Source organism: Trinickia sp. (genome assembly GCF_051954495.1).
Taxonomy (GTDB): Bacteria; Pseudomonadota; Gammaproteobacteria; order Burkholderiales; family Burkholderiaceae; genus Trinickia.
The window spans coordinates 13473-38193 of sequence record NZ_JBQCHR010000129.1 but is presented as its reverse complement, the minus strand read 5'-3'; the positions used below and the strand labels follow the sequence as shown (position 1 = coordinate 38193).

20 protein-coding genes and 1 tRNA gene are annotated in these 24721 nt (G+C 63.1%); 13 read left to right on the top strand and 8 right to left on the bottom strand.

Annotation, left to right across the window (positions count from 1 at the left end):
- The 5 genes from hemL to zwf form a co-directional block, all read right to left on the bottom strand.
- On the bottom strand, positions 1–1455 hold a 1455-nt coding region (hemL, locus tag ACTHNR_RS18195; RefSeq protein ID WP_440549057.1), incomplete at its 3' end, for a glutamate-1-semialdehyde 2,1-aminomutase.
- Between the two features lie 89 nt (positions 1456–1544).
- Positions 1545–2624 carry a porin gene (locus tag ACTHNR_RS18190; protein ID WP_440549056.1) on the bottom strand — a complete coding sequence of 360 codons (1080 nt, stop codon included), beginning with the start codon at positions 2622–2624 and terminating at the stop codon, positions 1545–1547.
- Between the two features lie 591 nt (positions 2625–3215).
- Positions 3216–5138 carry a bifunctional transcriptional regulator/glucokinase gene (locus ACTHNR_RS18185; RefSeq protein WP_440549055.1) on the bottom strand — a complete coding sequence of 641 codons (1923 nt, stop codon included), beginning with the start codon at positions 5136–5138 and terminating at the stop codon, positions 3216–3218.
- Positions 5116–5808 (bottom strand): 6-phosphogluconolactonase, encoded by a 693-nt coding sequence (gene pgl, locus ACTHNR_RS18180; protein WP_440549054.1) that lies wholly within the window; start codon positions 5806–5808, stop codon positions 5116–5118. The genes ACTHNR_RS18185 and pgl overlap by 23 nt, the downstream gene beginning before the upstream one ends.
- Positions 5809–5946: 138 nt before the next feature.
- Complete coding sequence (gene zwf, locus ACTHNR_RS18175) at positions 5947–7410, bottom strand: glucose-6-phosphate dehydrogenase (RefSeq protein ID WP_440549053.1); 1464 nt, start codon at positions 7408–7410, stop codon at positions 5947–5949.
- Between the two features lie 546 nt (positions 7411–7956).
- Between zwf and ACTHNR_RS18170 the strand changes: the two genes are divergently transcribed.
- The 4 genes from ACTHNR_RS18170 (at position 7957) to ACTHNR_RS18155 (ending at position 12357) form a co-directional block, all read left to right on the top strand.
- Positions 7957–9210: an ABC transporter substrate-binding protein gene (locus tag ACTHNR_RS18170; RefSeq protein WP_440549052.1), complete on the top strand. Its 1254-nt coding sequence runs from the start codon at positions 7957–7959 to the stop codon at positions 9208–9210.
- A gap of 126 nt (positions 9211–9336) precedes the next feature.
- A complete protein-coding gene (locus tag ACTHNR_RS18165) occupies positions 9337–10278 on the top strand; it encodes a carbohydrate ABC transporter permease (protein ID WP_440549051.1) in 942 nt (313 codons plus the stop codon).
- Complete coding sequence (locus ACTHNR_RS18160; protein ID WP_440549050.1) at positions 10268–11125, top strand: carbohydrate ABC transporter permease; 858 nt, start codon at positions 10268–10270, stop codon at positions 11123–11125. Before ACTHNR_RS18165 ends, ACTHNR_RS18160 begins: the two co-directional genes overlap by 11 nt.
- Before the next feature lie 113 nt (positions 11126–11238).
- Positions 11239–12357 carry an ABC transporter ATP-binding protein gene (locus tag ACTHNR_RS18155; protein WP_440549049.1) on the top strand — a complete coding sequence of 373 codons (1119 nt, stop codon included), beginning with the start codon at positions 11239–11241 and terminating at the stop codon, positions 12355–12357.
- Between the two features lie 59 nt (positions 12358–12416).
- On the opposite strand, the gene ACTHNR_RS18150 is transcribed toward ACTHNR_RS18155, so the two are convergent.
- The 3 genes from ACTHNR_RS18150 to trxB form a co-directional block, all read right to left on the bottom strand.
- Positions 12417–13037, bottom strand: coding sequence for a trimeric intracellular cation channel family protein (locus ACTHNR_RS18150; protein ID WP_440549048.1), 621 nt, complete (start codon positions 13035–13037; stop codon positions 12417–12419).
- On the bottom strand, positions 13027–13764 hold the full coding sequence (locus tag ACTHNR_RS18145) for a Smr/MutS family protein (RefSeq protein ID WP_440549047.1): 738 nt from the start codon (positions 13762–13764) through the stop codon (positions 13027–13029). The genes ACTHNR_RS18150 and ACTHNR_RS18145 overlap by 11 nt, the downstream gene beginning before the upstream one ends.
- Before the next feature lie 170 nt (positions 13765–13934).
- Entirely contained in the window at positions 13935–14930 is a 996-nt protein-coding gene (trxB, locus tag ACTHNR_RS18140; protein ID WP_440549046.1) for a thioredoxin-disulfide reductase, read from the bottom strand.
- A 284-nt stretch (positions 14931–15214) separates the two neighbouring features.
- On the opposite strand from trxB, the gene ACTHNR_RS18135 reads away from it, so the two are divergent.
- The 9 genes from ACTHNR_RS18135 to ACTHNR_RS18095 all read left to right on the top strand — a co-directional run bounded on the left by ACTHNR_RS18135 (position 15215) and on the right by ACTHNR_RS18095 (position 24598).
- Positions 15215–17527: a DNA translocase FtsK gene (locus ACTHNR_RS18135; protein WP_440549045.1), complete on the top strand. Its 2313-nt coding sequence runs from the start codon at positions 15215–15217 to the stop codon at positions 17525–17527.
- 129 nt (positions 17528–17656) lie between these two features.
- Positions 17657–18334 carry an outer membrane lipoprotein chaperone LolA gene (gene lolA / locus ACTHNR_RS18130; RefSeq protein WP_440549044.1) on the top strand — a complete coding sequence of 226 codons (678 nt, stop codon included), beginning with the start codon at positions 17657–17659 and terminating at the stop codon, positions 18332–18334.
- A 96-nt stretch (positions 18335–18430) separates the two neighbouring features.
- On the top strand, positions 18431–19744 hold the full coding sequence (locus ACTHNR_RS18125; protein WP_440549043.1) for a replication-associated recombination protein A: 1314 nt from the start codon (positions 18431–18433) through the stop codon (positions 19742–19744).
- 112 nt (positions 19745–19856) lie between these two features.
- The gene (serS, locus tag ACTHNR_RS18120; protein ID WP_440549042.1) at positions 19857–21155 is read left to right on the top strand and encodes a serine--tRNA ligase; all 1299 of its coding nucleotides are present in this window, start codon (positions 19857–19859) and stop codon (positions 21153–21155) included.
- Between the two features lie 134 nt (positions 21156–21289).
- Positions 21290–21380: transfer RNA gene (locus ACTHNR_RS18115), tRNA-Ser, on the top strand.
- 143 nt (positions 21381–21523) lie between these two features.
- On the top strand, positions 21524–22216 hold the full coding sequence (locus tag ACTHNR_RS18110; RefSeq protein ID WP_440549041.1) for a hypothetical protein: 693 nt from the start codon (positions 21524–21526) through the stop codon (positions 22214–22216).
- A 208-nt stretch (positions 22217–22424) separates the two neighbouring features.
- A complete protein-coding gene (gene corA, locus ACTHNR_RS18105; protein ID WP_440549040.1) occupies positions 22425–23396 on the top strand; it encodes a magnesium/cobalt transporter CorA in 972 nt (323 codons plus the stop codon).
- 106 nt (positions 23397–23502) lie between these two features.
- The gene (locus tag ACTHNR_RS18100; RefSeq protein WP_440549039.1) at positions 23503–23940 is read left to right on the top strand and encodes a GNAT family N-acetyltransferase; all 438 of its coding nucleotides are present in this window, start codon (positions 23503–23505) and stop codon (positions 23938–23940) included.
- A gap of 142 nt (positions 23941–24082) precedes the next feature.
- A complete protein-coding gene (locus tag ACTHNR_RS18095) occupies positions 24083–24598 on the top strand; it encodes a GNAT family N-acetyltransferase (protein ID WP_440549038.1) in 516 nt (171 codons plus the stop codon).
- The last annotated feature ends 123 nt before the right edge of the window (positions 24599–24721 follow it).

The following is a 24721-nucleotide window of genomic DNA, read 5'->3' as shown; positions in this document are numbered from 1 at the left end:
GTCGTCGTGCGTGCTCGAGACGAAACCGGCCTCGTATGCCGACGGCGCGAAGTACACGCCCGCATCGAGCATCCGGTGGAAGAACGCGTTGAAGCGCGCGATGTCGCTGCGCGAAACGTCGGCGAAGCTCGCCGGCACTTGGTCGGTGAAGTACAGGCCGAACATGCCGCCCACGGCGTCGGCGCAAAAGGGTACGCCCGCCTCGTGCGCGGCGGCCGTCAAGCCACTCGTGAGCCGTGCTGTTTGGGCCGATAGGCGTTCGTAGAAGCCGGGCGCCTGAATCAATTGGAGCGTCTTCAAGCCGGCGGCGACGGCGATCGGGTTGCCCGACAAGGTGCCGGCTTGGTAGACAGCGCCTTCGGGCGCGAGCAGCGACATGATGTCGCGCCGCCCGCCGAATGCGGCCGCGGGCATGCCGCCGCCGATCACCTTACCGAGGCAGGTGAGGTCGGGCGCGATGCCGTACATCGCCTGCGCGCCACCCAGTCCGACGCGGAAACCGCACATCACTTCGTCGAAAATCAACACCGCACCATGCTGCGTGCAAAGGCGCCGCAGCGCTTGCAGGAATTCCGGATTACCCCGCACTAGGTTCATGTTGCCGGCGACGGGCTCTACGATGACGGCCGCGATTTCACCGCCGAACGCGGCGAAGGCTTCTTCGAGTGCCGCCGTGTTGTTGTACTCCAGCACAGTCGTGTGTTTAGCGATGTCGCTCGGCACGCCGGCCGATGTCGGATTGCCGAATGTCAGCAGGCCGGAGCCGGCTTTGACGAGCAGGCTGTCGGCATGGCCGTGGTAACAGCCTTCGAACTTCACGATCCGATTGCGCTGCGTAAAGCCCCGCGCGAGGCGCAATGCGCTCATCGTCGCTTCGGTGCCGCTCGACACCAGCCGCACCTTTTCGATCGAAGGCACGAGTTTGCAAATTTCCTCGGCGATCTCGATTTCGGCTTCCGTCGGCGCGCCGAACGAAAAGCCGTCTGCCAGCACGCGTTGCACCGCTTCGAGCACTTCGGGGTGGACGTGGCCGACGATCATCGGGCCCCACGAGCCGATGTAGTCGATGTAGCGCTTGTCTTCGGCGTCCCAGAAATAGGGGCCTTGGGCGCGCTTGACGAAGCGCGGCGTACCGCCGACGGAGCGAAAGGCGCGCACGGGCGAATTGACGCCGCCCGGAATGGTGCGTTGCGCGCGTTCGAAAAGGGCTTGGTTGCTGGACATGGGCAGAGCTTGAAGTTCGATGGACGCCGGCGACAAAACGCGCCAAGTGGGCGCCGCCTGCGTAATGTCTGGGATTGTACCCAAAGCGGGGCGCGGCAGACCGCAGCTGGCCGTTCGGATAAGAGGTGGGGCGGGGAAATGGTGTCGCGGGCGGAGACGACGGCAGCGAACTGCGACGGGTATCGCGGGAAGGTAGCGCGGGAAGGTAGCGCGGAGGGACGGTGCCGTCATGAAAAAAGCGCCCACGAGGGGCGCTTTCAAGGTACTGCGCGTCGCGCTCGTCCGGCGGGCCGAAGCCCGGCCGGAAGACGCGTTGCTTATTAGAACTTGTGACGGATACCAGCAACAACAGCCGTTTGCGACTGACCGCTCGCGATGCCAGCCGACGCGTCGATGGCAGCCTTCAGGTTGTTCGTCGCCTTTTGGTAGATGCCCGTCAGGTAGACGTCCGTGCGCTTCGACAGGTTGTAGTCGGCGCCCAGGTTGGTCTGCCAGTAGTGGCCCGACACGCCTGCTTGACGCACGCCCGTGTACGTTTCGCCAACCGCCACGACGAGAGCCGGGGTCAGGTTGTAACGGAAGCTGCCTTCGTAGTTGTTGAAGTGGATCGTGCCTGCCGGCGCCGTCAGAGCAGCCGTCGACGACGTGTACAGCGAGCCCGTGTACAGCAGGCCGACCGTTGCCGGGCCGAAGCCGTACGTGGCGCCCAAGCCCCACTGGTGAACGCGCTGACCAGCGATCGTGCCATTGACTGCGCCGCCGGCGACGTTCGGGTTTTGAACGAAGGCGTAAGCTGCAGCCACGTTCAACGGGCCCATGCCGTACGTTGCGCCAATGCTGTAGCTACGGTCGTTCGCGAAGCCCGTGCTGTTCGAGAAGCCATACAGCGCTTCAGCTTGGAAGCCGCCCATCGTCGGCGACACGTACTTCACCGAGTTGTCGGTGCGGAACGTGTTGTTCAGGTTGTCGTTATCGAACGGGTGCGTGGCGTACTGCGTCAGCGTCGAAGCGACGTCGAGCGGTGCCAGGTAGTCTTGCACGGCGTTGTACTGACGGCCGAGCGTGAACGTACCGAAGCTCTTGTTGCTCAGACCGACGTAGGCTTGACGGCCGAACTCACGACCACCTTGACCCAGCGTGCCGTTGTTCGGGTTGAAGCCGTTTTCCAACTTGAAGATAGCCTTCGTGCCGCCACCGAGGTCTTCGGCGCCGGTCAAGCCCCAGCGCGAGCCGGACTCGTTACCGCTAGCCATTTGCCATGCCGACTTGCCTGCGGCGTTGGCATTGCTCGTGTACAGGATGCCGATGTCGACGATACCGTACAGCGTGACGGTGCTCTGTGCGTGAGCAGCGCCAGCAAACATGCCCAAAGCTGCGAGTGCGAGAAGTGACTTTTTCATCAAACTAGGTCTCCGAGACGAAGAGAGTTGCAGTATGAGCAACCCGGATTGGTTAATTTCTTGCCGCGGACCCCTCTACTTTTTCAGTAGTTGGCTCGCCCGCGGGTCCAGGCAGTCGAGGCGATACTAGGCATCTGGACCCCGTACCCTCATTAGTGCAAACCCTAGTTGCAGAAGATTGTTGCGTGTAGTGAAAAGGACTATATCCGCTGATGAATGATGCAAACCCTTGCCAGACAAGGAAAGAAGTGGAAGCAACCGCTTAATTGACCCCGCCGACTGTTGTGAGAGCGCAACATCTTTTTGATGCACCGTTGTTGCGAATACGTTGAAGAAAGATCGCGGCTTCGCCCGGCATCCCGCCGTCATCTCGATTACCGGCGTCCGCACGTGCACCTTTACGGTGCAGCCTGCCGCAAAACGCGCTGGCGCCCGGGGGCGGCATAGAGGGTACGGGCGAAAAAAACCGCGCCTGAATGTCGCGGAGTGGGGTGGCAGGGTGGGTAGCGGGTAGCGGGTGGCGGCGCCGGGGCGTGAAGCCGCCCGGTTCCGCCGTCATCCGGGCTCTCAAAGGCCCCGTAGGCGCTCGGATCAATCCGCCGCCGACGACGCCGCCCCGTGGCTGAGCCAGTCGAGCACGGCCGTCGCGTCGTCCGTGGACGCCGTGCGCGCCTTGGCCACGGCCTGGGCCACCTCCGTCGTCGGCTCCGCGCGGCGGATCGCCACGCCAACGGCAAGAATGTCGATCATCACCAAATGCAGGATGCGCGAAATCATCGACAACTGCGATTCGCGAATCTCGATGTGATCGGTCTCGAGGGCAACCGTCGCCCGTTTCGCAAGCGGCGTATTGCTGGACGTGATGGCGATGACCTGCGCGCCGGCTTGCATCGCGACATCGAGCACGCGCAGCAGCTCCGGCGCGCGCCCGGACTTCGACACGGCCACGATCACGTCGCCCTTGCCGAGCAGCGCGGCGGATGCGGCCTGCATATATAGATCGCCGTAGGCGATCGTCGGGATGCCGAAGCGGAAGAACTTGTAGTGCGCGTCCTGAGCGACGATGTTCGAATTGCCGAGCCCGTAGAACTCGATCCGGCGCGCGCCGTTGAGCAGTTCGATCGCGCGTTCGACGTGCTCGAAGTTCAGGTGCTCGCGCAGTTGCAAGATTGCCGATACGGTGTTGTCGAGCACCTTCGCCCCGAAATCGGTGGCGGTGTCGCCCAAATGCACTTGGCTGTGGCTGACAGGAATCGTACCCGTCAAGCCGGTTGCGAGCTTGAGCTTGAAGTCGGACAGCCCTTGGCAGCCGAGCGAACGGCAGAAGCGAATGACGGTTGGCTGGCTCACGTCGGCTTTGCGGGCGATGTCGACGATCGGGTCGCTGATGATCGAACGCGGATGGTTCAGCGCGAGATCGGCCACCCGGCGTTCGGCCGGCGTCAACGCATCGCGCATCTGGCGGATCCGTTCGAAGACGGCCGACGAGCCGCCGCCCGCGCGATTCGACAGTTGCTCCGCAAGAATGGCCGACACGCCGAGGAAGGCGGGGTATTCGGCCGTGATCAAATAGGTCGGAACATTGGCGAGGTAAGGCTCGAAGCGGCCCTTCGCTTCGAAGCGCTGGCGAAACGACGAGCGCAGAAAGAGATCGCCGAGCTTGAGCACGACGCCGCCGCCTATATAGATACCGCCGAGCGCGCCAAGCGTCACGGCCAGATTGCCGGCGAACGTGCCGAGGATGCCGCAGAAGCAGTCGACCGCTTCGAGTGCGAGCGCCTCGCCCGCGTGCGCGCGCTCGACCACCTCGGCGGGATTGACCGTCGGCGCCACCCGCTTTTTGTCCCGAGCGGCCAGCGCACGGTAGATGAGCTCGATGCCCGGGCCCGCCGCCACGCGCTCGAACGACACATGTGGCCACTTTTTGCGCGCGTACTGCAGGACGATGTCCTCGCGCTCGTCCATCGGTGCGAAGCTCGCGTGGCCGCCCTCGCTGCCGAGCGCGATCCACCGGTCGTCGGCCGGAATGAGGCCCGACACGCCGAGCCCCGTGCCGGGGCCGAGCAGGCCGATCACGCTGTTTTGCCGGCGCGAGCCGCCGCCCACCTGAACGCGCTGCGCGTCGGTCAGGCCCGGGAGCGCCATGGCGAGCGCCGTGAAATCGTTGACGACCAGCAGCGTGTCGAAACCGAGCGCGCGCCGTGTCGCCTCGATCGAAAACGCCCACTTGAAGTTCGTCATGCTGACTTGATCGCCGTCCACGGGGTTCGCAATGGCGATTGCCGCATGATTGACGCGGCCGATCTTGGTGTCCTTCAAATACTTCTTCAGCACGTCTTCGATCGTCGGATAGTCGGCACAGGGGTAGACGCGAATCTGCGTAATCTCCCCCGGCTCCGTTTCTAGCGCGAAGCGTGCGTTGGTGCCGCCGATATCGGCGAGCAGACGCGGACCATCGGCGTGCTGGCGTGCGCCGGGTACCGAAACAGTTTTATTTTGCAGACCAGTAGACATCGAGTCTGACTCCCTTGTCGTTTGCCAGCTTCGAGATGGCGTTTTCTTGCGGCGACGATGCGGCCGCTTTCAGTACGTCGAGTTTTCGTTCGCCCGAGATCAGCAGGAACAGCTTGCCGACACCCTTGAGCGCCGACATCGAAAGGCTCACGCGCGCGTGCGGAGCGGCGCCCGGATGGACAGCGACGTAGCGCTCGGGCGTTTGCAGCGCATGCGCCCATTCGTGGGAGGGCGCATCGGCGAAGAGCGAGGCAGTGTGGCCGTCCTCGCCCATGCCGAGCACGGCGACGTTCGGCTGTGCGTAGGAGGAGTCGGCGTTCAAGGCGGCAATGCGCGCGTCGAGCGAGACGGACACGTCGACGAGCGGGGCGAACCGCGCCGCGCTCGCCGCGTGCGTCAGCAGCGTATCGCGCACCAGGCGGGCGTTGCTCGCGCCGTCGGTTTCGGGCACCCAGCGATCGTCGACGAGCGTCACGTCGACGCGGTCCCATTCGAGCGGTTCGAGCGCCAGCGCCTCGAAGAACGGGCGCGGGCTCGTCCCGCCGGAGACGGCTAGCGTGGCGCGCGCGCCCATGGCCGCGGCCAGCGATGCACCGAGGGCGCCGCCGACCGCTTTAGCCAGCGCGCCGGCTTGGGCGCGCGGGTCGTCAAAAGCGTGAAGCTCGATCACTTCTCCTCCAGACTGCTTTTTGTATGTCCAACATGGTCGGCAGGCATCGCGCTTTCCCCGAACGCCTTGCGCGCTGCAATGCGAAGCGTAACGCCGCCGAACCGTCTATTCGTCACATCGATGCGATTCGCCTGGCGCTCAGTTCTCTTCCTCGAGCCAGCAGGTGCCGTGCTGCGCGAGCATCGCGCTTGCGGCGGCGGGGCCCCAGGTACCCGCCGCGTACGGCTTGGGCGGTTTGTTCGAACCTTGCCACTCGTTCAGGATCGGCTCGACCCAGCGCCACGCGGCTTCTTGCTCGTCGCGCCGCACGAACAGCGCGAGGCGGCCATTGATCACATCGAGCAGCAGCCGCTGATACGCCTCCATCTGTCCTTCCTTGAAGAACTGATCGAAGGCGAGGTCCAGATGCACGCTCGAGAGGTTCATCCCTTCGCCGGGTTGCTTGGCCAGGCAGTACAGGCGGATCGATTCGTTCGGCTGCAGCCGGATCACGAGCCGGTTGGCCCCCGGCCGCAGCGCGGGTGCGCCGAGCGCCGAATGCGGCACGGGCCGGAAATTGACGACGATCTCCGCCACCCGCTCGGCCAAGCGCTTGCCCGTGCGCAGGAAGAACGGGACGCCGGCCCAACGCCAGTTTTCGATTTCAGCCTTCAGCGCGACGAACGTTTCCGTCGTGCTTTGGGATTTGACGCCGTGCTCGGTTGCATACGCCGGCACCGACGTGCCCTTGATCACGCCCGAATGATACTGGCCTCGCACGGCCATTTTGGAAATGTCGCGCGTATCGATCGGCTTGAGCGCGCGCAGCACGCGCAGTTTTTCGTCACGGACGGAATCGGAATCCATCGAATGCGGCGGCTCCATCGCGACGATCGACAGCAGCTGCAGCAAGTGGTTCTGCACCATGTCGCGCAGCGCGCCCGTGTTGTCGTAGAAGTCGCCCCGGCCCTCGACGCCCAGCTCTTCGGCGATGGTGATTTGGATACTTTCCACCCACTCCCGGCGCCACAGCGGCTCGAACAGCGCGTTGCCGAAGCGCAGCGCCAGCAGATTCTGCACGGGTTCCTTGCCGAGATAGTGGTCGATCCGATAGATCTGCTCTTCGGTGAAGATCTCGCCCACGGCGTCGTTGATCGCATTGGACGAACGCAAGTCGTAGCCGAGCGGCTTCTCCAGCACGATGCGCGCATTTTCGTTCAGCCCCACCGAAGCCAGCGCGCGGCAGATCGGCACGAACAGCGACGGCCCCGTCGCTAGATAGAACACGCGCGTGCCGGCATGGCCGTCGATCGCATCGCGCAGCAGAACGAAATCCTCGGGCTTGCCCAGGTCGAGCTTGACATAGGCGATGCGCTCCAGAAAGCGCTGCCACGCCGCCTGATCTAGGCCGCCGCCTTTGGAAACATGAGCCTTGACGTTGCTGTTGACCCACTCGATGTAGCCGTCGCGGTCGGCCGCGTGCCGCGCCACGGCGACGATCTTGCCGTGCTCGGACAACATGCCCGCGCGATGGGCCTCGAAGAGCGCCGGAAGAATCTTTCGCATCGACAGATCGCCAGTCCCGCCGAAGAGAACGAAAGTGAAGCCTGAGTCGATTTGCATGAGTCGTGAGCCGAAGTCAAAGGGTTGCGGGCGCGTTCGAGAAACGGGTCTAGGCTAGCTGGCTGCTCGAGTTGCGACGTCTTGTAGCGCGATAAAAATATTTTTGACACTGAATTGTAGTTTAACTACAATCCAAATCAAGAGGTAACGTCGATCGAACGAAAAAAGTTGTTGGCCGCCGCGGGCGGCGGACGTTTTCGAGGCCGATCGGCGGCAACGCGCCGCGTGTTTCCGTGTATGGGTCAGTGTCTCGATACATACCGCGCGTGCATGTTAGCAGCGCCGTTTGCGCAGCGCTGCCTCCCCGAGCTGGCTACGCGCGACGCGGGCAAGCCGAATTCGAATGAGGAGACAGTCGTTGAGCTTGGAAGCACCCGTTTCCTGACGATCCACCGCGGCCGGGCTTGCCCGAGATGCACGCGAGCGCGCGCCAACGCGGTTCGGCCCTATCCAGTGTTGTTGTCTGTTGCACCCAACCACCGTTCCCCGGCCTGTCGAAGAGGGGATCCAATCGTTACTTGGTCAGTAGTCTGGAGGAGATAAAGAATGAAAGTTCGCGCGATCATGGCTGCGCTGTGCGCCACGGGGCTGTTGATGGGCGTGTCGGCGGCTCAGGCGGCGGAATCCGTCGAAGTGCTGCACTGGTGGACCTCGGGCGGCGAGTCCAAGGCCATCGGCGTCCTCAAGGACGACATGACGAAGCAAGGCTACACGTGGAAGGACTTCGCGGTGGCGGGCGGCGCGGGCGCCGCGGCCATGACGGCGCTGAAGACGCAGGTGATCTCGGGCAACGCGCCCAGCGCCGCGCAAATCAAAGGACCGCTGATCAAGGAATGGGCCGATCAGGGCGTGCTCGTGAACATCGATTCGGTCGCGAAGGAACAAGACTGGAAGAAGAACCTGCCGCCGCAGATCGACAAGATCATGCAAGCGGACGGCCATTACGTCGCCGCGCCGTTCTCGGTGCACCGCGTGAACTGGCTCTACATCAACAAGGCCGCGCTGGATAAGGCCGGCGGCAAGGTGCCGACCACGTGGGACGAGTTCTTCGCCGTCGCCGACAAGATGAAGGCGGCGGGCATCCAGCCGGTCGCGATGGGCGGCCAGCCGTGGCAAGACTTCACGGTGTGGGAAGACGTCGTGCTGTCGCAAGGCGCCGATTTCTACAAGAAGGCGATCGTCGATCTCGATCAAAAGACGCTCACGTCGCCGCAGATGGTCAAGGTGTTCGATACGGTTCGCAAGCTGACGACCTACTTCGACAGCTCGCGCACGGGCCGCGATTGGAACCTCGCCACGGCCATGGTCATCAACGGCAAGGCCGGCATGCAGTTCATGGGCGACTGGGCGAAGGGCGAGTTCGCGAACGCGAACAAGAAGGCCGGCACGGATTACGTCTGCACGGCGGTGCCAGGCACGGAAAAGGCCTACACGTTCAACGTCGACTCGTTCGTGTTCTTCCAGCAGAAGGGCCAAAAGGCCGCGACGCCGGGCCAGCTTGCGCTCGCCAAGACGATCATGAGCCCCGACTTCCAGAAGCAGTTCAGCCTGTACAAGGGCTCGATCCCCGTGCGTCTGGGCGTCGACATGAGCAGCTATGACGATTGCGCGAAGAAGTCGTACGCCGACGAACAAGCGGCGATCAAGGCCGGCGGCTATGTGCCGTCGCTGGCGCACGGCATGGCCCAAGGCGATGCCACGGCCGGCGCGATGAGCGACGTCGTCACGAAGTTCATGAACTCGAGCGAATCGTCGCAAGACGCAGTGGCCGCGCTCGCCAAGGCCGCCAAGACGAAGTAAGCGCAACTGTAGTTAAAGGGGCGGGCGCTCGCTGCGTGCGGCGTCTGCCTGCTTCACTCAAGCCGGCCGGGCATATCGGACTTTCGAAACGCCAAGGCCGGTCCGCAAGCACTCAGGAGTCGAGTAGTGGCTGCCTCTCTCAGCGGAAAGGGGAACAACGTGGCGCCCGTATCCCACCGCACCTCGTCGATGTCGGCGTTTGCCGATCGCTGGATCCCGAAGCTCGTCTTGTCGCCCAGCGTGGCGATCAGCGTCGTCTTCGTGTACGGCTTTATTCTGGTCACCGGTTATCTGTCGCTGTCGAGTTCGCGGCTGATGCCCAACTACACGTTCGCCGGCCTCACGCGCTACAGCGAACTGTTCGAGAACGATGTCTGGTGGACGTCGGCGCAGAACCTCGGTTGGTTCGGCATTCCGTTCATCGCGATCTGCATCGGGCTCGGGCTTTTTCTCGCTATTCTGCTCGATCAGAAGATTCGCAACGAAGGCGCGTTGCGCGCGGTGTTCCTTTATCCGATGGCGCTCTCGTTCATCGTCACGGGGACGGCTTGGCAGTGGATTCTCAATCCTTCCCTCGGGCTTGAGAAAGTCTTGCACGACTGGGGCTGGACGAGTTTCTCGTTCACTTGGCTCGACGATCCCGACAAGGCCATCTTCTGTATCGTGATCGCTGCCGTTTGGCAATCGACGGGCTTCGTCATGGCGCTGTTCCTTGCCGGCCTGCGCGGCGTCGATTCGGAAATTTTCAAGGCCGCCCAGGTGGACGGCGCGACGCTGCCCACCATTTATCGCAAGATCGTGATTCCGAGCATGCGTCCCGTGTTCTTCTCGGTGCTCTTGATTCTGTGCCACATCACGATCAAGACGTTCGACCTCGTCGTCGCGCTGACGGCCGGTGGGCCCGGTACGTCCTCGTCGCTGCCGGCGATGTTCATGTACACGTTCTCGTTTAACCGCGGGCAACTCGGCGTGGGCGCCGCATCGTCGATGATGATGCTGGCCACCGTCGTCGCCGTACTCGTGCCGCTCATGTACCTGGAGTCGAGGAGCACCCGCAATGCAGCCTAAGATGACCTTTGGTCGCGCGTTCATTTACGCTGCGCTCGTGCTGTTCGCGCTGTACTTCCTGTTTCCGCTGTACGTGATGTTGTCCACGTCGTTCAAGGATCTCGATCAACTGCGTACCGGCAATCTGCTGACGCCGCCCACTCACTGGACCTTTGCGCCATGGATCAAGGCATGGAGCGAGGCTTGCACGGGCGTGCGCTGTGACGGCATGCGTCCGTTCTTCATGAATTCGGTGCGCATGGTGATTCCGGCTGTGTTGCTGTCGTCGATCATCGGTGCGTTCAACGGCTATGTGCTGACGCACTGGCGCTTTCGCGGCGCCGATGCGATCTTCACGATGCTGCTGGTCGGCTGCTTCATCCCGTTTCAGACGATTCTGCTGCCGATGGCGCGCTTGCTCGGGTTCATCGGCATCTCGAACACGATCGGCGGCCTCGTGCTCGTGCACGTCGTCTACGGCATCGCGTTCACGACGATGTTCTTCCGCAACTTCTACGTGAGCATTCCGGCCGAACTCGTGAAGGCGGCGCGCATCGACGGCGCCGGATTCTTCATGATCTTCACGCGCATCTTGCTGCCCGTCTCGCTGCCGATCTTCATGGTGTGCGTCATTTGGCAATTCACGCAGATTTGGAACGACTTCCTGTTCGGTATCGTGTTTTCCGGCGTCGATTCGATGCCGATTACCGTGGCCTTGAACAATCTCGTGAATACGTCGACAGGCGTGAAGGAATACAACGTCGATATGGCCGCCGCCATCATCGCGGCGTTGCCGACGCTCCTCGTCTACGTCATCGCGGGCCGCTACTTCGTGCGCGGTCTGACGGCAGGCGCGGTGAAGGGCTAACACGTAGGGGCGTTCCGCCAGGCGCGGCGCGGGCGCGAAGCGCCGCGCGGCCGAACGAGCGCAACGCCTATTCGACAGACTCGAAAGCAGTAAGCAGATTAGAGGATTTCAGCATGGCAAGCCTTTCCATCCGCGACGTATACAAGACCTACCCCAATGGCGTGCCCGTCTTGAAGGGCGTCGACATCGAGATCGAGGACGGTCAGTTCCTGATTCTCGTCGGCGGCTCCGGGTGCGGGAAGTCGACGCTGCTCAACATGATCGCCGGCCTCGAAACGGTAACCAAGGGGCAGATCTGCATCGACGGCAAGGTCGTCAACGATCTCTCGCCGAAGGATCGCGATATTGCGATGGTGTTCCAGTCGTACGCGCTTTATCCGTCGATGACGGTGCGCGAGAACATCTCGTTCGGCCTGAACATCCGTAAAGTGCCGAAGAAGGAGCAGGCGCAGATCGTCGATCGCGTGTCGTCGATGCTGCAGATCGATCATTTGCTCGACCGCAAGCCGGGCCAGCTCTCGGGCGGTCAGCGCCAACGGGTGGCGATGGGCCGGGCGCTCGCGCGCGATCCGGTCATGTTCCTGTTCGACGAACCGCTGTCGAATCTCGATGCGAAGCTGCGCATCGAAATGCGCTCGGAGATCAAACTGCTGCATCAACGCCTAGGCACGACGATCGTCTACGTCACGCACGATCAGATCGAGGCGATGACGCTCGGCGACCGCATCGCCGTGATGAAGGACGGCGTCGTGCAGCAGTTCGGCGCCCCGCAGGAGATCTACGATTCGCCGTCGAACCTGTTTGTCGCCGGTTTCATCGGCGCGCCGCCGATGAACTTCATCGAAGGCAAGCTCGTCGAGCAAGGCGCCGGCATCGGCATGGAGATCGACACGGGCGTCGAGCGCAGCGTGTTGAAGCTGCCGTTCGAGGCGAACCGCGTGAAGTCGCATGTCGGGCAAAGCGTCATTCTGGGCCTGCGCCCCGAGCGCATTACCGACGCGCGGGGCGCGCACGACGCGAACAGCAGCGATCTGCAGCCGCTGAAGGTGAACGTCGACGTGATCGAGCCGACGGGGCCCGATACGCTCGTCTTTGCTCAGATCAACGGTAAACGCACCGTGAGCCGCGTCCACCCGGCCTCCAATCCGCAGGCGCAACAGAACATGACGCTGCTCGCCGACGTGTCGAAAGCCGTGTTGTTCGACCCGAAGACCGAAGCACGCATCGCGTAAGCGCGAAGGAACGAGGGGCGGCGCTCGGCCGCCCCTGTGTGGTGCCATCCGCGATGCCGTCAATGCGGCAGGCGCACGTTGAATTTGAACGTGATGAGCCGCGCGATGAGGATGAAACTGGTCGCGGCGATGACGCTGTAGACCGAGTCGACCTGCAGATGGTCGAGCAGAAGATACAGCCAGCACCCGGCGAACGCGCACGTGGCGTAGGGGCGCGAATCGCGCAGCAGCAGCGGCACCTCGTTGCAGACGACGTCCCGAATGATGCCGCCGAATACCCCTGTCACGACGCCCATCATGACGGCGATGAACGCCGGCATGTTCGCGTCGAGCGCGATCGACGTTCCCGAAATGCTGAACAGGCCCAGACCGATCGCGTCGGCGATCAGTAGCGCGCGTTCGTTGAACACGCGCGACGCCATGCGCAGCACGACCGGCGCGAACAGCGAGAGGACGAAGATGACGATGACGTACGCTTCGTGCTCGACCCAGTAAAACGGCCGGCGTTCAAGCAGGACGTCGCGCACGGTGCCCCCGCCGAATGCCGTCGCGAGGGCGACGAGAAAGGTGCCGACCGCGTCGAGCCGGCGCTTGCGCGCCTCGATAAAACCGGAAAACGCATAGGCGAGGATGGCGAGGCCCTCGATGATGGCGAGCGCGAACGTGAGCCTAGGATGCACTGCCGCTCTCCCGCTCCGGGCGTGCGGCGCCTTGCCGGCCGGGGCTCGGCTGCAGCAGCACGAGCACCGCTCCGGCGCCGCCGTCGTGTGGACGGGCCTGACAAAACGCAATGACTTCCGCCTTCTGCACGAGCCATGCGCGCACTTTTCCCTTCAGTACGGGCTCCTTGCCGACGGACCCCAAGCCCTTCCCGTGAATGACCCGGACGCAGCGCAACCCGCGCTTGACCGTTTCGCGGATGAACTCGGCCAGTGCTTCACGCGCTTCTTCGCGCCGCATCCCGTGCAAGTCGAGCTGCGCTTGGACGATCCAATGTCCTCGCCGTAGCTTGCGCACGACCTCGTGACTGATGCCGGGCCGGCAATAGAACAGCGACTCGTCGGTGTCGAGCAGTACCTCGGGATCGAACTCGTCGGAGATGGCCTCGTTCAGCACGGCTTGCTCGTCGCGCTTGGTTTGCAGCGGCAAGGCGGGCGGCGGAGCGCGGTGGGGCGTGGCGCGGGCCGCCGCCGCGATCGGCGAGACGTTGCCGACTTCGCGCCGAAAGATCTCGGCGTCGGCCGCCGCTTCGCGCGCGGCTTTGGCGGCGGCGGCCCGCTCGCGCTCTCGCTCGGCGGCGCTTTGCTTGAGCGCGTCGCGCAAGGCGGCAAGATCGGTGAGGCCGGAGGCGCGTTGCGCGGCCTCGGGGCGCTGATTGGCGCTCGAACGGGGACGATTCTTGGACATGACGGTCACGGCGATGACGACGGGGACTGCGACAACGACAACGGCGAACGCGCCCGACTATGCCGACGCGCTAAGCAAAAAGGGCCGCGGGCATGGCGGCCCCGGCCCTTTCCTCTTACGCTCGATAAGGCGCTCGGCGCAGGCCGAGCGGCGAGCCGACGAACGCTATTTTACCGATCGGCTTCCGCGCTCATCACGTGATCCTGATGAAGCTCGTGCACGCTTTCCAGATAGCGCTGGGCATCGAGCGCGGCCATGCAGCCCGTTCCTGCGCTCGTGATCGCTTGGCGGTACACATGATCCTGCACGTCGCCTGCCGCGAACACGCCCGGCACGCTCGTGCCGGTGGCGTTGCCGTTCAGACCGCCGTTCGTGATGATGTAGCCGTTTTTCATCTCCAACTGGCCTTCGAAGATGTCGGTATTGGGCTTATGGCCGATCGCGATGAAGACGCCTTGCAGGGCGAGGTCCGACGTTTGGCCCGTCTGCGTGTGCTTGATGCGCACGCCCGTGACGCCCGAGTCGTCGCCCGTCACTTCCTCGAGCACGTGATTCCATTTGATCTCGACGACGCCTTCCTTTTCCTTTTCGAGCAAACGGTCGATGAGGATCGGTTCCGCGCGGAATTTGTCGCGGCGGTGGATGACGGTCACCTTGCTGGCGATGCCGGCCAGATACAGCGCTTCTTCGACCGCCGTGTTGCCGCCGCCCACGACCGCGACGTGCTGTTGCTTGTAGAAGAAGCCGTCGCAAGTGGCGCAGGCGGACACGCCGCGGCCGGAGAAGGCTTCCTCCGAGGGCAGACCCAGATACTGGGCGGAAGCGCCCGTCGAGATGATCAGCGAATCGCAGGTGTACTCGCCCGAATCGCCGATCAGCCGAATCGGCTTCTCATGCAGCTTGGCGGTATGGATATGATCGAACACGATCTCGGTATTGAACCGCTCCGCATGTTCGAGAAACCGTTGCATCAATTCGGGGCCTTGCACGCCGCCCGCGTCGGCCGGCCAGTTTTCGACGTCGGTCGTCGTCATGAGCTGGCCGCCTTGGGCGAGGCCCGTGACGAGCACCGGGGAAAGATTCGCGCGCGCGGCGTAGACGGCAGCCGTATAACCGGCGGGGCCGGAACCGAGAATGAGCACTTTGGCGTGTTTGCGCGTGGACATGATTGTTCGTTCCGTAAGAAAAAATGCCGCAAGAAGGCTGCCCGGCGAAAGCGCTGCGCGTCTTGCCGTTCGACGGCGCGGCGCTTTCGTTTCGTAAGTTGGGCATACGCCCATGATTATAAAGGGGCCTTGCCGCCGCCGCTGACAGCGCGCTCAATCGGTGCGATAGCTTTTGCGCGCTGTCGGGGCCGTTACCGTCATTTACAGCCGGGCGCGCGACGCAGCGTTTACAATAGCCCGCATCGAACCCCTGGCGGGTGCGCCCGCCACGCTGCTACGGATTCATGGCCAAAGCTCCTTATTCGGCGCCTGCGCAAGCGTTGCCGCATCGCATGTCGCGCCTTTTCACCGAAATTCGCTGGATCTTGCAGGTCGCGCTCTGCGTGTTCCTCGTGATGGCGCTCGTCAGTTACAGCCGTCACGACCCCAGTTGGACGCACGCGGCGCAGGTCGAGCGCATCTCCAATTGGGCGGGGCGCGTCGGCGCGTGGACGTCCGACATCCTGTTGCTGCTGTTCGGCTTATCCACCTATTGGTGGGTCGTGCTGCTGGCACGGCGCATCGCCGCCAACTATCGGCGTTTGAATCGCCATGCCGCCGACGAGGACGAAACCCCTCGCGACGGCGCCTGGATCGCCGACGCCTTTTCCTTCGTGCTCGTGTTGCTTGCGTGCGACGGTATCGAAGCGCTGCGGATGTGGTCGCTGCGCGTGCCGCTGCCGCGGGCCCCGGGCGGCATCGTCGGCGATGCCGTGGCGCGCGGCGTGTCCCATGCGCTCGGTTTTACGGGCGGCACGCTCGCGCTGCTGCTTGCGCTGGCGATCGGCCTGTCGCTCTATTTCCGCTTCTCGTGGCTGTCCGTCGCCGAGCGCGTTGGCGAATCGATCATTTCGGCCGTCACGTTCGCGAAGTTGCGCCGCGAGGCGGGGCGCGACCGCAAGCTCGGCGAGGCCGCGGCCGTCAAACGGGAAGGCAAGGTCGTGCAAAACCGCGTGCGGCTAGAGGATCACGAGCCGGTCACGATCGTGCCGGCCATGGCGACGCCGCCCAAATCCGAGCGCGTCGAAAAGGAAAAGCAGGTGCCGCTGTTCGCCGATCTGCCCGGCGATTCCACGCTCCCGCCGATCGCGCTGCTCGACCCTGCGCCGCCCGCGCAAGAGACCATTTCGGCCGATACGCTCGAATTCACCTCGCGCCTGATCGAAAAGAAGCTCAAGGATTTCGGCGTCGACGTCAGCGTCGTCGCGGCGTATCCGGGGCCTGTCGTCACGCGTTACGAGATCGAGCCGGCCACGGGCGTGAAGGGCAGCCAGATCGTCAATCTGGGCAAGGACTTGGCGCGTTCGCTCTCGCTCGTTTCGATTCGCGTGGTCGAAACCATTCCGGGCAAGAATTACATGGCGCTCGAGTTGCCGAACCAGCGGCGGCAAACGGTGCGCCTGTCGGAAATCCTCGGCTCCGAGGTGTACGCGGCGGCCGCGTCGAAGCTGACGATGGGCCTGGGCAAGGACATCGGCGGCAACCCCGTCTGCGCCGATTTGGCGAAGATGCCGCATTTGCTCGTGGCCGGTACGACGGGTTCGGGCAAATCGGTGGGGATCAACGCGATGATCCTCTCGCTCCTGTACAAGGCGAGCGCTGAAGATGTGCGCATGATCCTCATCGATCCGAAGATGCTCGAAATGAGCGTCTACGAGGGCATTCCGCACTTGCTGTGCCCCGTCGTGACGGACATGCGCCAGGCCGGGCACGCGCTCAATTGGGCCGTGGCGGAAATGGAGCGCCGCTATAAGCTGATGAGCAAGCTGGGCGTGCGCAACTTGGCCGGGTACAACAACAAGATCGACGAGGCGGCCAAGCGCGAGGAGAAGCTGCCCAATCCGTTCAGCCTCACCCCCGAAGCGCCCGAACCGCTTACACGCTTGCCGCACATCGTCGTCGTCATCGACGAGTTGGCCGATCTGATGATGGTGGTGGGCAAGAAGGTGGAAGAGCTCATCGCGCGGATCGCTCAAAAGGCGCGCGCGGCCGGCATTCACTTGATCCTTGCCACGCAGCGGCCTTCGGTCGATGTGATCACGGGTCTCATCAAGGCGAACGTGCCCACGCGGATGGCGTTCCAGGTTTCCTCGAAGATCGACTCGCGCACGATCCTCGACCAGCAAGGCGCGGAATCGCTGCTCGGCATGGGCGACATGCTGTACCTGCCCCCGGGCACGGGGTTGCCGGTGCGCGTGCACGGCGCGTTCGTGTCCGACGACGAAGTGCATCGTGTCGTCGAAAAGCTCAAAGAGCAGGGCGAGCCCAACTACGTAGAAGGGTTGCTCGAGGGCGGCTTGGCGGGCGAGGGCGACGAAGGCCAGGCGGCGGCCGGCGGCGGGCAGGGGGGCGACGAATCCGATCCGCTCTACGACCAGGCCGTCGAGGTGGTGGTCAAGAATCGGCGCGCGTCGATTTCGCTCGTTCAGCGCCACTTGCGCATCGGCTATAACCGCGCGGCTCGGCTGCTCGAACAAATGGAGCAATCGGGGCTTGTCTCGGCCATGTCGTCGAACGGCAATCGTGAGATTCTCGTTCCATCGCGCGAGGGCGATTGAGCGCTCGAGATCGACCGTGGGTGCATGACGCATAGCCGGCCGGGCTCGCGGCGAGCGTTTTCCGATTCTTTTTCCGATCCATCACGGAGCGTTATTTTGAATTCGATGCAGGACTCGTTTCGACAAGACATGCGTTCGCGCTTGAGCGCGCTGACGCGCGGCATTGGGGCGATTGCGGTGGGCGCGGCGTTGCTGGTTTGCGCGCCCGCGGCGTTCGCGAGCGGCGCCGAGCAATTGAAGGCGTTCGTCGCGCAAGTGCATGCGGCGCGCGGCGATTTCGTCCAGCGCGAAGTCAAAGCGCCGCCCAAGAACGCGAAGGCGAGCGATTCAGTCGTGCCGACGGTGGGCGGCACCTCGAGCGGGACGTTCGTATTCGCACGTCCAGGCAAGTTCATCTGGTCGTACGAGAAGCCGTACGAGCAAGTGCTCCAGGCCGACGGCGATAATCTGTACGTGTACGACAAGGATTTGAACCAGGTCACGATCCGCAAGCTCGGCGGTGCATTGGGGGCAAGCCCGGCCGCGATCTTGTTCGGCAGCAACGATCTCGAGAAGAACTTCACGCTGCGCGATGCGGGCGTGAAAGAAGGCATCGACTGGCTCGAACTGATTCCGAAATCGCGCGACACGCAATTCGAGCGCGTCGGCATCGGCTTTCGGGACGGCAATCTTCAGGCGATGGAATTGCACGACGTGTTCGGCAACGTGACGCTGCTTACGTTCTCGAACATTCAAAAGAATCCGGCGTTGAAACCGGGTGCTTTCAAATTCACGGTGCCCAAGGGCGCCGATGTGATCAACGGATAAGGCGTCGAGCGCCGGTTTCAGCGGTGCTGCGGTAACGACGCCGCACCGGCGCCAGGCGTTGCCTTCCGTTGACGCCGTTACGATTCGGAACCAGCCATGTTTGAGGAAACCCGCGCCGGCATGCCGCTCGCCGAGCGGCTGCGGCCCAGCACGATCGACGACGTCATCGGCCAAAAGCATCTGCTCGGGCCGATGAAGCCGTTGCGCGTGGCGTTCGAATCGGGCGAACCGCATTCGATGATCTTGTGGGGGCCGCCCGGCGTCGGCAAAACGACGCTCGCGCGGCTCATGGCCACGGCGTTCGATGCGGAGTTCATTGCGCTATCGGCCGTGCTCTCGGGCGTGAAGGACATTCGCGAAGCCGTTGAAGTTGCGCAAGCGCATCGCGCGCACGGGCGTCGCACGCTGGTTTTTGTCGACGAAGTGCATCGCTTCAACAAGAGTCAGCAGGACGCGTTCTTGCCGCACGTCGAATCGGGCTTGTTCGTGTTCATCGGCGCGACCACGGAAAACCCCTCGTTCGAAGTGAACAGCGCGCTGCTGTCCCGGGCGGCTGTTTATGTGCTCAAGAGTCTCGACGACGACGAGCAGCGCGAACTGCTCGATCGGGCGCTCGCTGCGTTGGGCAGCGTCGAGATGACCGACGAAGCGAAGGAATCGCTGATCGTCTCGGCCGACGGCGACGGCCGCAAGCTGCTCAACAATATCGAGATCGTCTCGCGCGCCGCCACGGCGCAAAAGGCGGAGAGCATCGACGGCGCATTGATCGCGAGCGCGTTGACGGAGAACTTGCGTCGCTTCGACAAAGGCGGCGATGCGTTCTACGACCAGATCAGTGCGCTGCACAAATCGGTGCGCGGCAGCAACCCCGACGGCGCGCTCTATTGGTTTTGCCGGATGCTCGACGGCGGCGCCGATCCGCGCTACCTGGCGCGCCGTATCGTGCGTATGGCGTGGGAGGACATCGGCCTTGCCGATCCGCGTGCGCCTCGCATTGCACTCGACGCCGCCGAGACCTATGAACGGTTGGGCACGCCCGAAGGCGAATTGGCCTTGGCGCAGGCATTGATCTACCTGGCCGTGGCGCCGAAGTCGAACGCCGGTTACATGGCTTACAACGAAGCGCGGCGTTTCGTCGGCAAGGATCGATCGCGCGCGGTGCCCGTGCATTTGCGCAACGCGCCGACGAAGCTGATGAAGGAACTGGGCTACGGTCACGAGTATCGGTACGCGCACGACGAACCCGATGCTTATGCGGCGGGCGAGACCTACTTGCCCGACGGCATGCGCGAGCCGCACTGGTACGAGCCGACGCCGCGCGGGCTCGAGGGCAAGATCGGCGAGAAACTGGCGCGTTTGTCGGAGCTCGATGCGGCCTGGCGGCGCGAGAACAAGACGAAGGGCGAGTGAGGGCGGCGGCGCTTGGCGCCGGCCGCCGTCGCTTTGTTCGGATGACCGCGCGGCACGGCGAGCCGGTGCGTTAAAATCGCCACTTCAACCACGATACGACCCGCACCTAGTTATGCTCGACATCCAGTTGCTGCGCAAAGATCTCGACGGCGTGGCCAAGCGCCTCGCCGCCCGCGGCTACACGCTCGACGTGGCCGCGTTCAGCCAGCTCGAAGCTGAACGCCGCGCCATTCAAACCCGCACCGAGGAATTGCAGTCACGGCGCAACAGCTTGTCGAAGCAAATCGGCGCGATGAAAGGCAAGGGCGAGGACACGACGGCGGTGATGGCCGAGGTAAGCGGCTTGGGCGACGAGATGAAGACGTCGGCCACCCAGCTGGACTACGTGCAATCGCGCTTGTCCGCGTTGCTGCTGGAAGTGCCGAATCTGCCGCACGAGAGCGTGCCGGCGGGCAGCGACGAGAAGGACAACGTCGAAGTGCGCCGGTGGGGCGCGCCGCGTCGGTTCGATTTCGAAGTGAAGGATCACGTCGATGTCGGCACGCCGCTTGGCCTCGACTTCGAAACGGGCGCGAAGCTCTCGGGCGCGCGCTTCACGATGCTGCGTGGCCCGATGGCGAAACTGCATCGCGCGCTCGCGCAGTTCATGCTCGACACGCATACGCAGCAGCACGGCTATACCGAAATCTATTCGCCGTACATCGTCAACCCTGAAATCCTGTACGGCACGGGCCAGCTGCCGAAGTTCGCCGACGACATGTTCCGCGTCGAGAAGGGCGGCGGTGAGAACGTGGTGACGCAGTACCTGATTTCAACATCGGAAATTTCGCTGACGAACACGGTGCGCGAGAGCATCGTCGACGGCGCGGCGCTGCCGATCAAGTTGACGGCGCATTCGCCGTGCTTCCGCTCCGAGGCCGGTTCCTACGGCCGCGACACGCGCGGGATGATTCGGCAGCATCAATTCGACAAGGTCGAGATGGTGCAGATCGTGGCGCCGGAGTCCTCGTATGAGGCGCTGGAGCAGATGGTCGGCCATGCCGAGGCGATCTTGCAGAAGCTCGAGTTGCCGTACCGAGTCATTACGCTGTGCACTGGCGACATGGGGTTCTCCGCGGCGAAGACGTATGACCTCGAGGTCTGGCTGCCTGCGCAGAATACGTATCGCGAGATTTCGAGCTGCTCGAATACCGAGGCATTCCAAGCCCGCCGCATGCAGGCTCGTTATCGCAACGCGCAGGGCAAGCCGGAACTCGTGCATACGCTCAATGGGTCGGGACTGGCCGTGGGGCGCACGCTCGTGGCCGTGCTCGAAAACTTCCAGAACGCGGACGGCTCGGTGACGGTGCCGGCGGTGTTGCGTCCGTACTTGGGTGGCGTGGAGCGGCTGGAAGCGAATACGGCGGGGTGAGCGCACCGGCCGCTGCTTCAGCTTTTTTGCGAAAAAGAGCTTGGAAAGCGGCGTGGACTGTTCTATAATCTTCGCTTCGCCAAACGACGACCAGCTTGGCGAAGCGAATACGGGGCAACCCAATTCGAGAAGTCGGAAAGGTGGCAGAGTGGTCGAATGCGCCGGACTCGAAATCCGGTGTACGGTTATACCGTACCGTGGGTTCGAATCCCACCCTTTCCGCCAGAATTTAAAAACCCCCGCAAAGCGAAAGCTTGCGGGGGTTTTTGCTTGGGGTCGTGCTTTGTACCTAGAATGAGAAACGTCGCGCCGGCTGCCGGCGTGCAGACCGTCGTCTCTTTCTTGGATCGGCATCCGCCGTGGTCGCTATGAACATCGACTACCTAGGTTCTGCTCGCACGGCCGTACGTGCGATGTGCGTCGCTTCCCTTGCAACCCTGCCCGCTTGCCACGGGAGCGTCTGCGTCGGTGTCGACGGATGTTTCGACGACGGCGAACCGCCAACGGTGACCTTATCCGGCACGGCCGCAACAGGGCGAGCGATCGCAGGCGCAACCATCCGTGCAGACTGTGCGCAGGGGTGGGGTACCACCGTCTCGGACAGCAGCGGAAACTACAGCCTCACGTTCGCCGCGACTCTCCCTTGCGTGATCACAGCCGTGTCGGCTAATACGACGCTGCATTCGCTGGCCTTCGCCGGCGGCACGTTCAATACGACGCCTGAAACCGAGTTGATGATGGTGTATCTTGCCTCGCAACTCGGCACGGATGTGACTCACCTCGTTGCAAATTTCCCGAGCAACGGGCATTTCCAGCAAGCGTTGGGCAATGCGACCGACGTCCTCGCCGCGGAAACGGCAGTGGGCACGAACGTCCAGCAGCGCTATCAAGTCACGTTGACGGTGCCCGCGTTCTTGACGACTCCCTTCGTGGTCGGCCAGCCGGGCGTAGACAGCGACCTTAGGGCGCTGGCGAACGCAGATGTGACCGATACTAGCGGAATGCCCAGTCAAGCCGCCGTCTCGCTGTTGTCGCAAGCGGGCGCGGCCAAGCCGCTGTAGGCGAGTGCGCCTACGCGCGCGAAGCAGCCGCGCCGGCCGCGTTGAATACCGGTTTGACAATGGCAAATCGCCATGCGGATCTTTGCACGAGCAATGGGAGGCGATGAAAAAGATCCGTCCGATTCCTCGCGCGGCTGAGGCATCATTGCCTGACCGTCCGGCCCGGCTAGGCTGGCGCGGCTAGAACAATGGGACAGGAGGAACGCCGATGGACATGGTGGTGAAAAGCGTGCTGTATCGCGCCGGCAAGCGGGTTCGCGATATCGAAATCGACGACATCAGCGAAGTGGTGGGAGAGCCCGACTCGTTCATTTGGGTCGGCCTTTACCATCCCGACGAGGCCTTGCTCAGGCGAGTGCAGCAGGAATTTCATCTGCACGATCTGGCGATCGAAGATGCCCTGAAGGCCCATCAGCGCCCCAAGATCGAAACCTACGGCGCGTCTTTGTTCATCGTGGTCAAGACCGCGCAGCTCATCGAGGGCGAGGTGCAGTATGGCGAAACGCACGTGTTCGTCGGGCACAACTTTCTAGTGACGGTCAGGCATGGTGCCTCGTCCAGCTATACCGAAGTGCGTACCCGCGTCGAACAGAATCCGCATCTGCTCGCCAAGGGCCCCGGTTTCGCGCTCTATTCGGTGCTCGATTTCGTCGTCGACAACTATCAGCCGATCATGAGCAGTTACGAGGCGCAATTCGATCGCATCGAAGGCTGTATGTTCAAGGCCGACTTCGATCTCGAGGTGATTCAAGAGAGTTACGAATTGCGCCGCAGTCTCATCGAACTGCGAAACGCGGCCGTGCCGATGGACGACATTTGCAATCAGCTCGTTCGCTTTCACGAGGAGATCATCCCGAAGGAGTTGCGCGCCTATTTGCGCGACATTCAGGATCATGCCCACCGTGTGATTGCCGCGACGGACGACCTGCGCGAAATGCTGACGAACGCCATGCACGTGAACCTCGCGCTCGTGTCCGTGCGGCAGAACGACATCGTCAAGCAACTGGCCGGATGGGGCGCCGTGCTCGCGGTTCCGACCATCGTGTTTAGCCTCTACGGCATGAATTTCCAGAACATGCCGGAACTCAAGTTCGCATGGGGTTATCCGGTGACGCTCGGCGTGACTGTCGCCGCCTGCGCATGGCTCTACCGAAAGCTCAAGAAAACGGGCTGGCTGTGAACAAGGAACGCCCGCGCGAATTTGCGATAATCACCGGTCCGAGTTCATGTCGCTAGCCGAACGCGGTCTATCCCGCGTAAGCGGTGCGATAACGAAAGAGGACGCCATGCAGCACGACGACTTGCGTATTTCAAGCGACAAAGCAGCGCTCGACATCGACATGATTCACACGTTTTTGCGCGACCACGCCTATTGGTCCAAGGGCATCCCGAGAAAAACGCTCGAGCGCGCCGTCGACGGATCGACCTGCTTCGGCGCGTATATCGATGGGCGGCAAGTCGCTTTCGCGCGGCTCGTCACCGACAGCGCCACCTTCGCTTATCTATGCGATGTGTTCGTCCTGCCGGCTTATCGGAAACGCGGCTATGGGCAGGCGCTGATGCGGCACATTTTCGATTCGGATCTGCTCAAAGGCCTGCGTCGTATCATGCTGGTCACGAACGATGCGCACGACCTGTATCGCCCGCACGGGTTTTCCGCGCTCGCAAGTCCGGAGCGGCACATGGAAATCGTGCGCCCGGACATCTACGCTGCGAAGGGGTGAGCGCACTTGCGCCTTCGATTGTGCTTTGCACAATGCCGTGCCGTAGACGCGCTTTTCGCCTACCGCTTAAATATCGATTTGACTCGCCCGCCCGTTGGGACGAAGCTACGCGTTAGCAATCCACTGCGACAATCGGAGTCTCATGAGTTCATCGCTGACTGTTCGCCGTATCGCCGCCGATCAGGGCCCCATGCTGCGCGAGTTGCGCGCCGCCGCGTTGCGCGACGCGCCTTATGCCTTCGACGAAACGCTCGAAGAAGCCCTATCCGAACAGGCAGAAACGTTCAATGCCGCCGCGGCGCGTCATGCCGTGTCCGACACCTCCGCGTCGTTCATTCTGTACACCGAAGGGCACCCCGCGGGTCTCGTCGGCGCGTACTTCGACGAGACACCCGAGCGCAAGGGCTTCGTCTGCGCCCTGTGGGTCGCGCCGGCCGTGCGTCATCTGCACGGCGGCGAATTGCTCGTGAACTCGGCGGCCGCGTGGCTGGCCGAGCGAGGCGCACACGAGATCTACGCATGGGTGGCCGACGCCAACCGCAACGCCATGCGCTTTTACGAGGCGCTGGGTTTCGGCCCGACCGGCGAACATCAATCGATCGCCCGGGCGCCGCAAGAGTGGCAAACGCTGCTCGTTCGGCACGTCAAGCAAGCGTAGTTTGCATTTATTTCCAGCTACCTGCATCGCTCGCGTTCGCACACCTCGCGCCCGCGAGGCGGTGGCGCTCAATCGGAAAAATTCTGGCTCGGCGCGTAGACCCCTGTAAAATACGCAAAATTT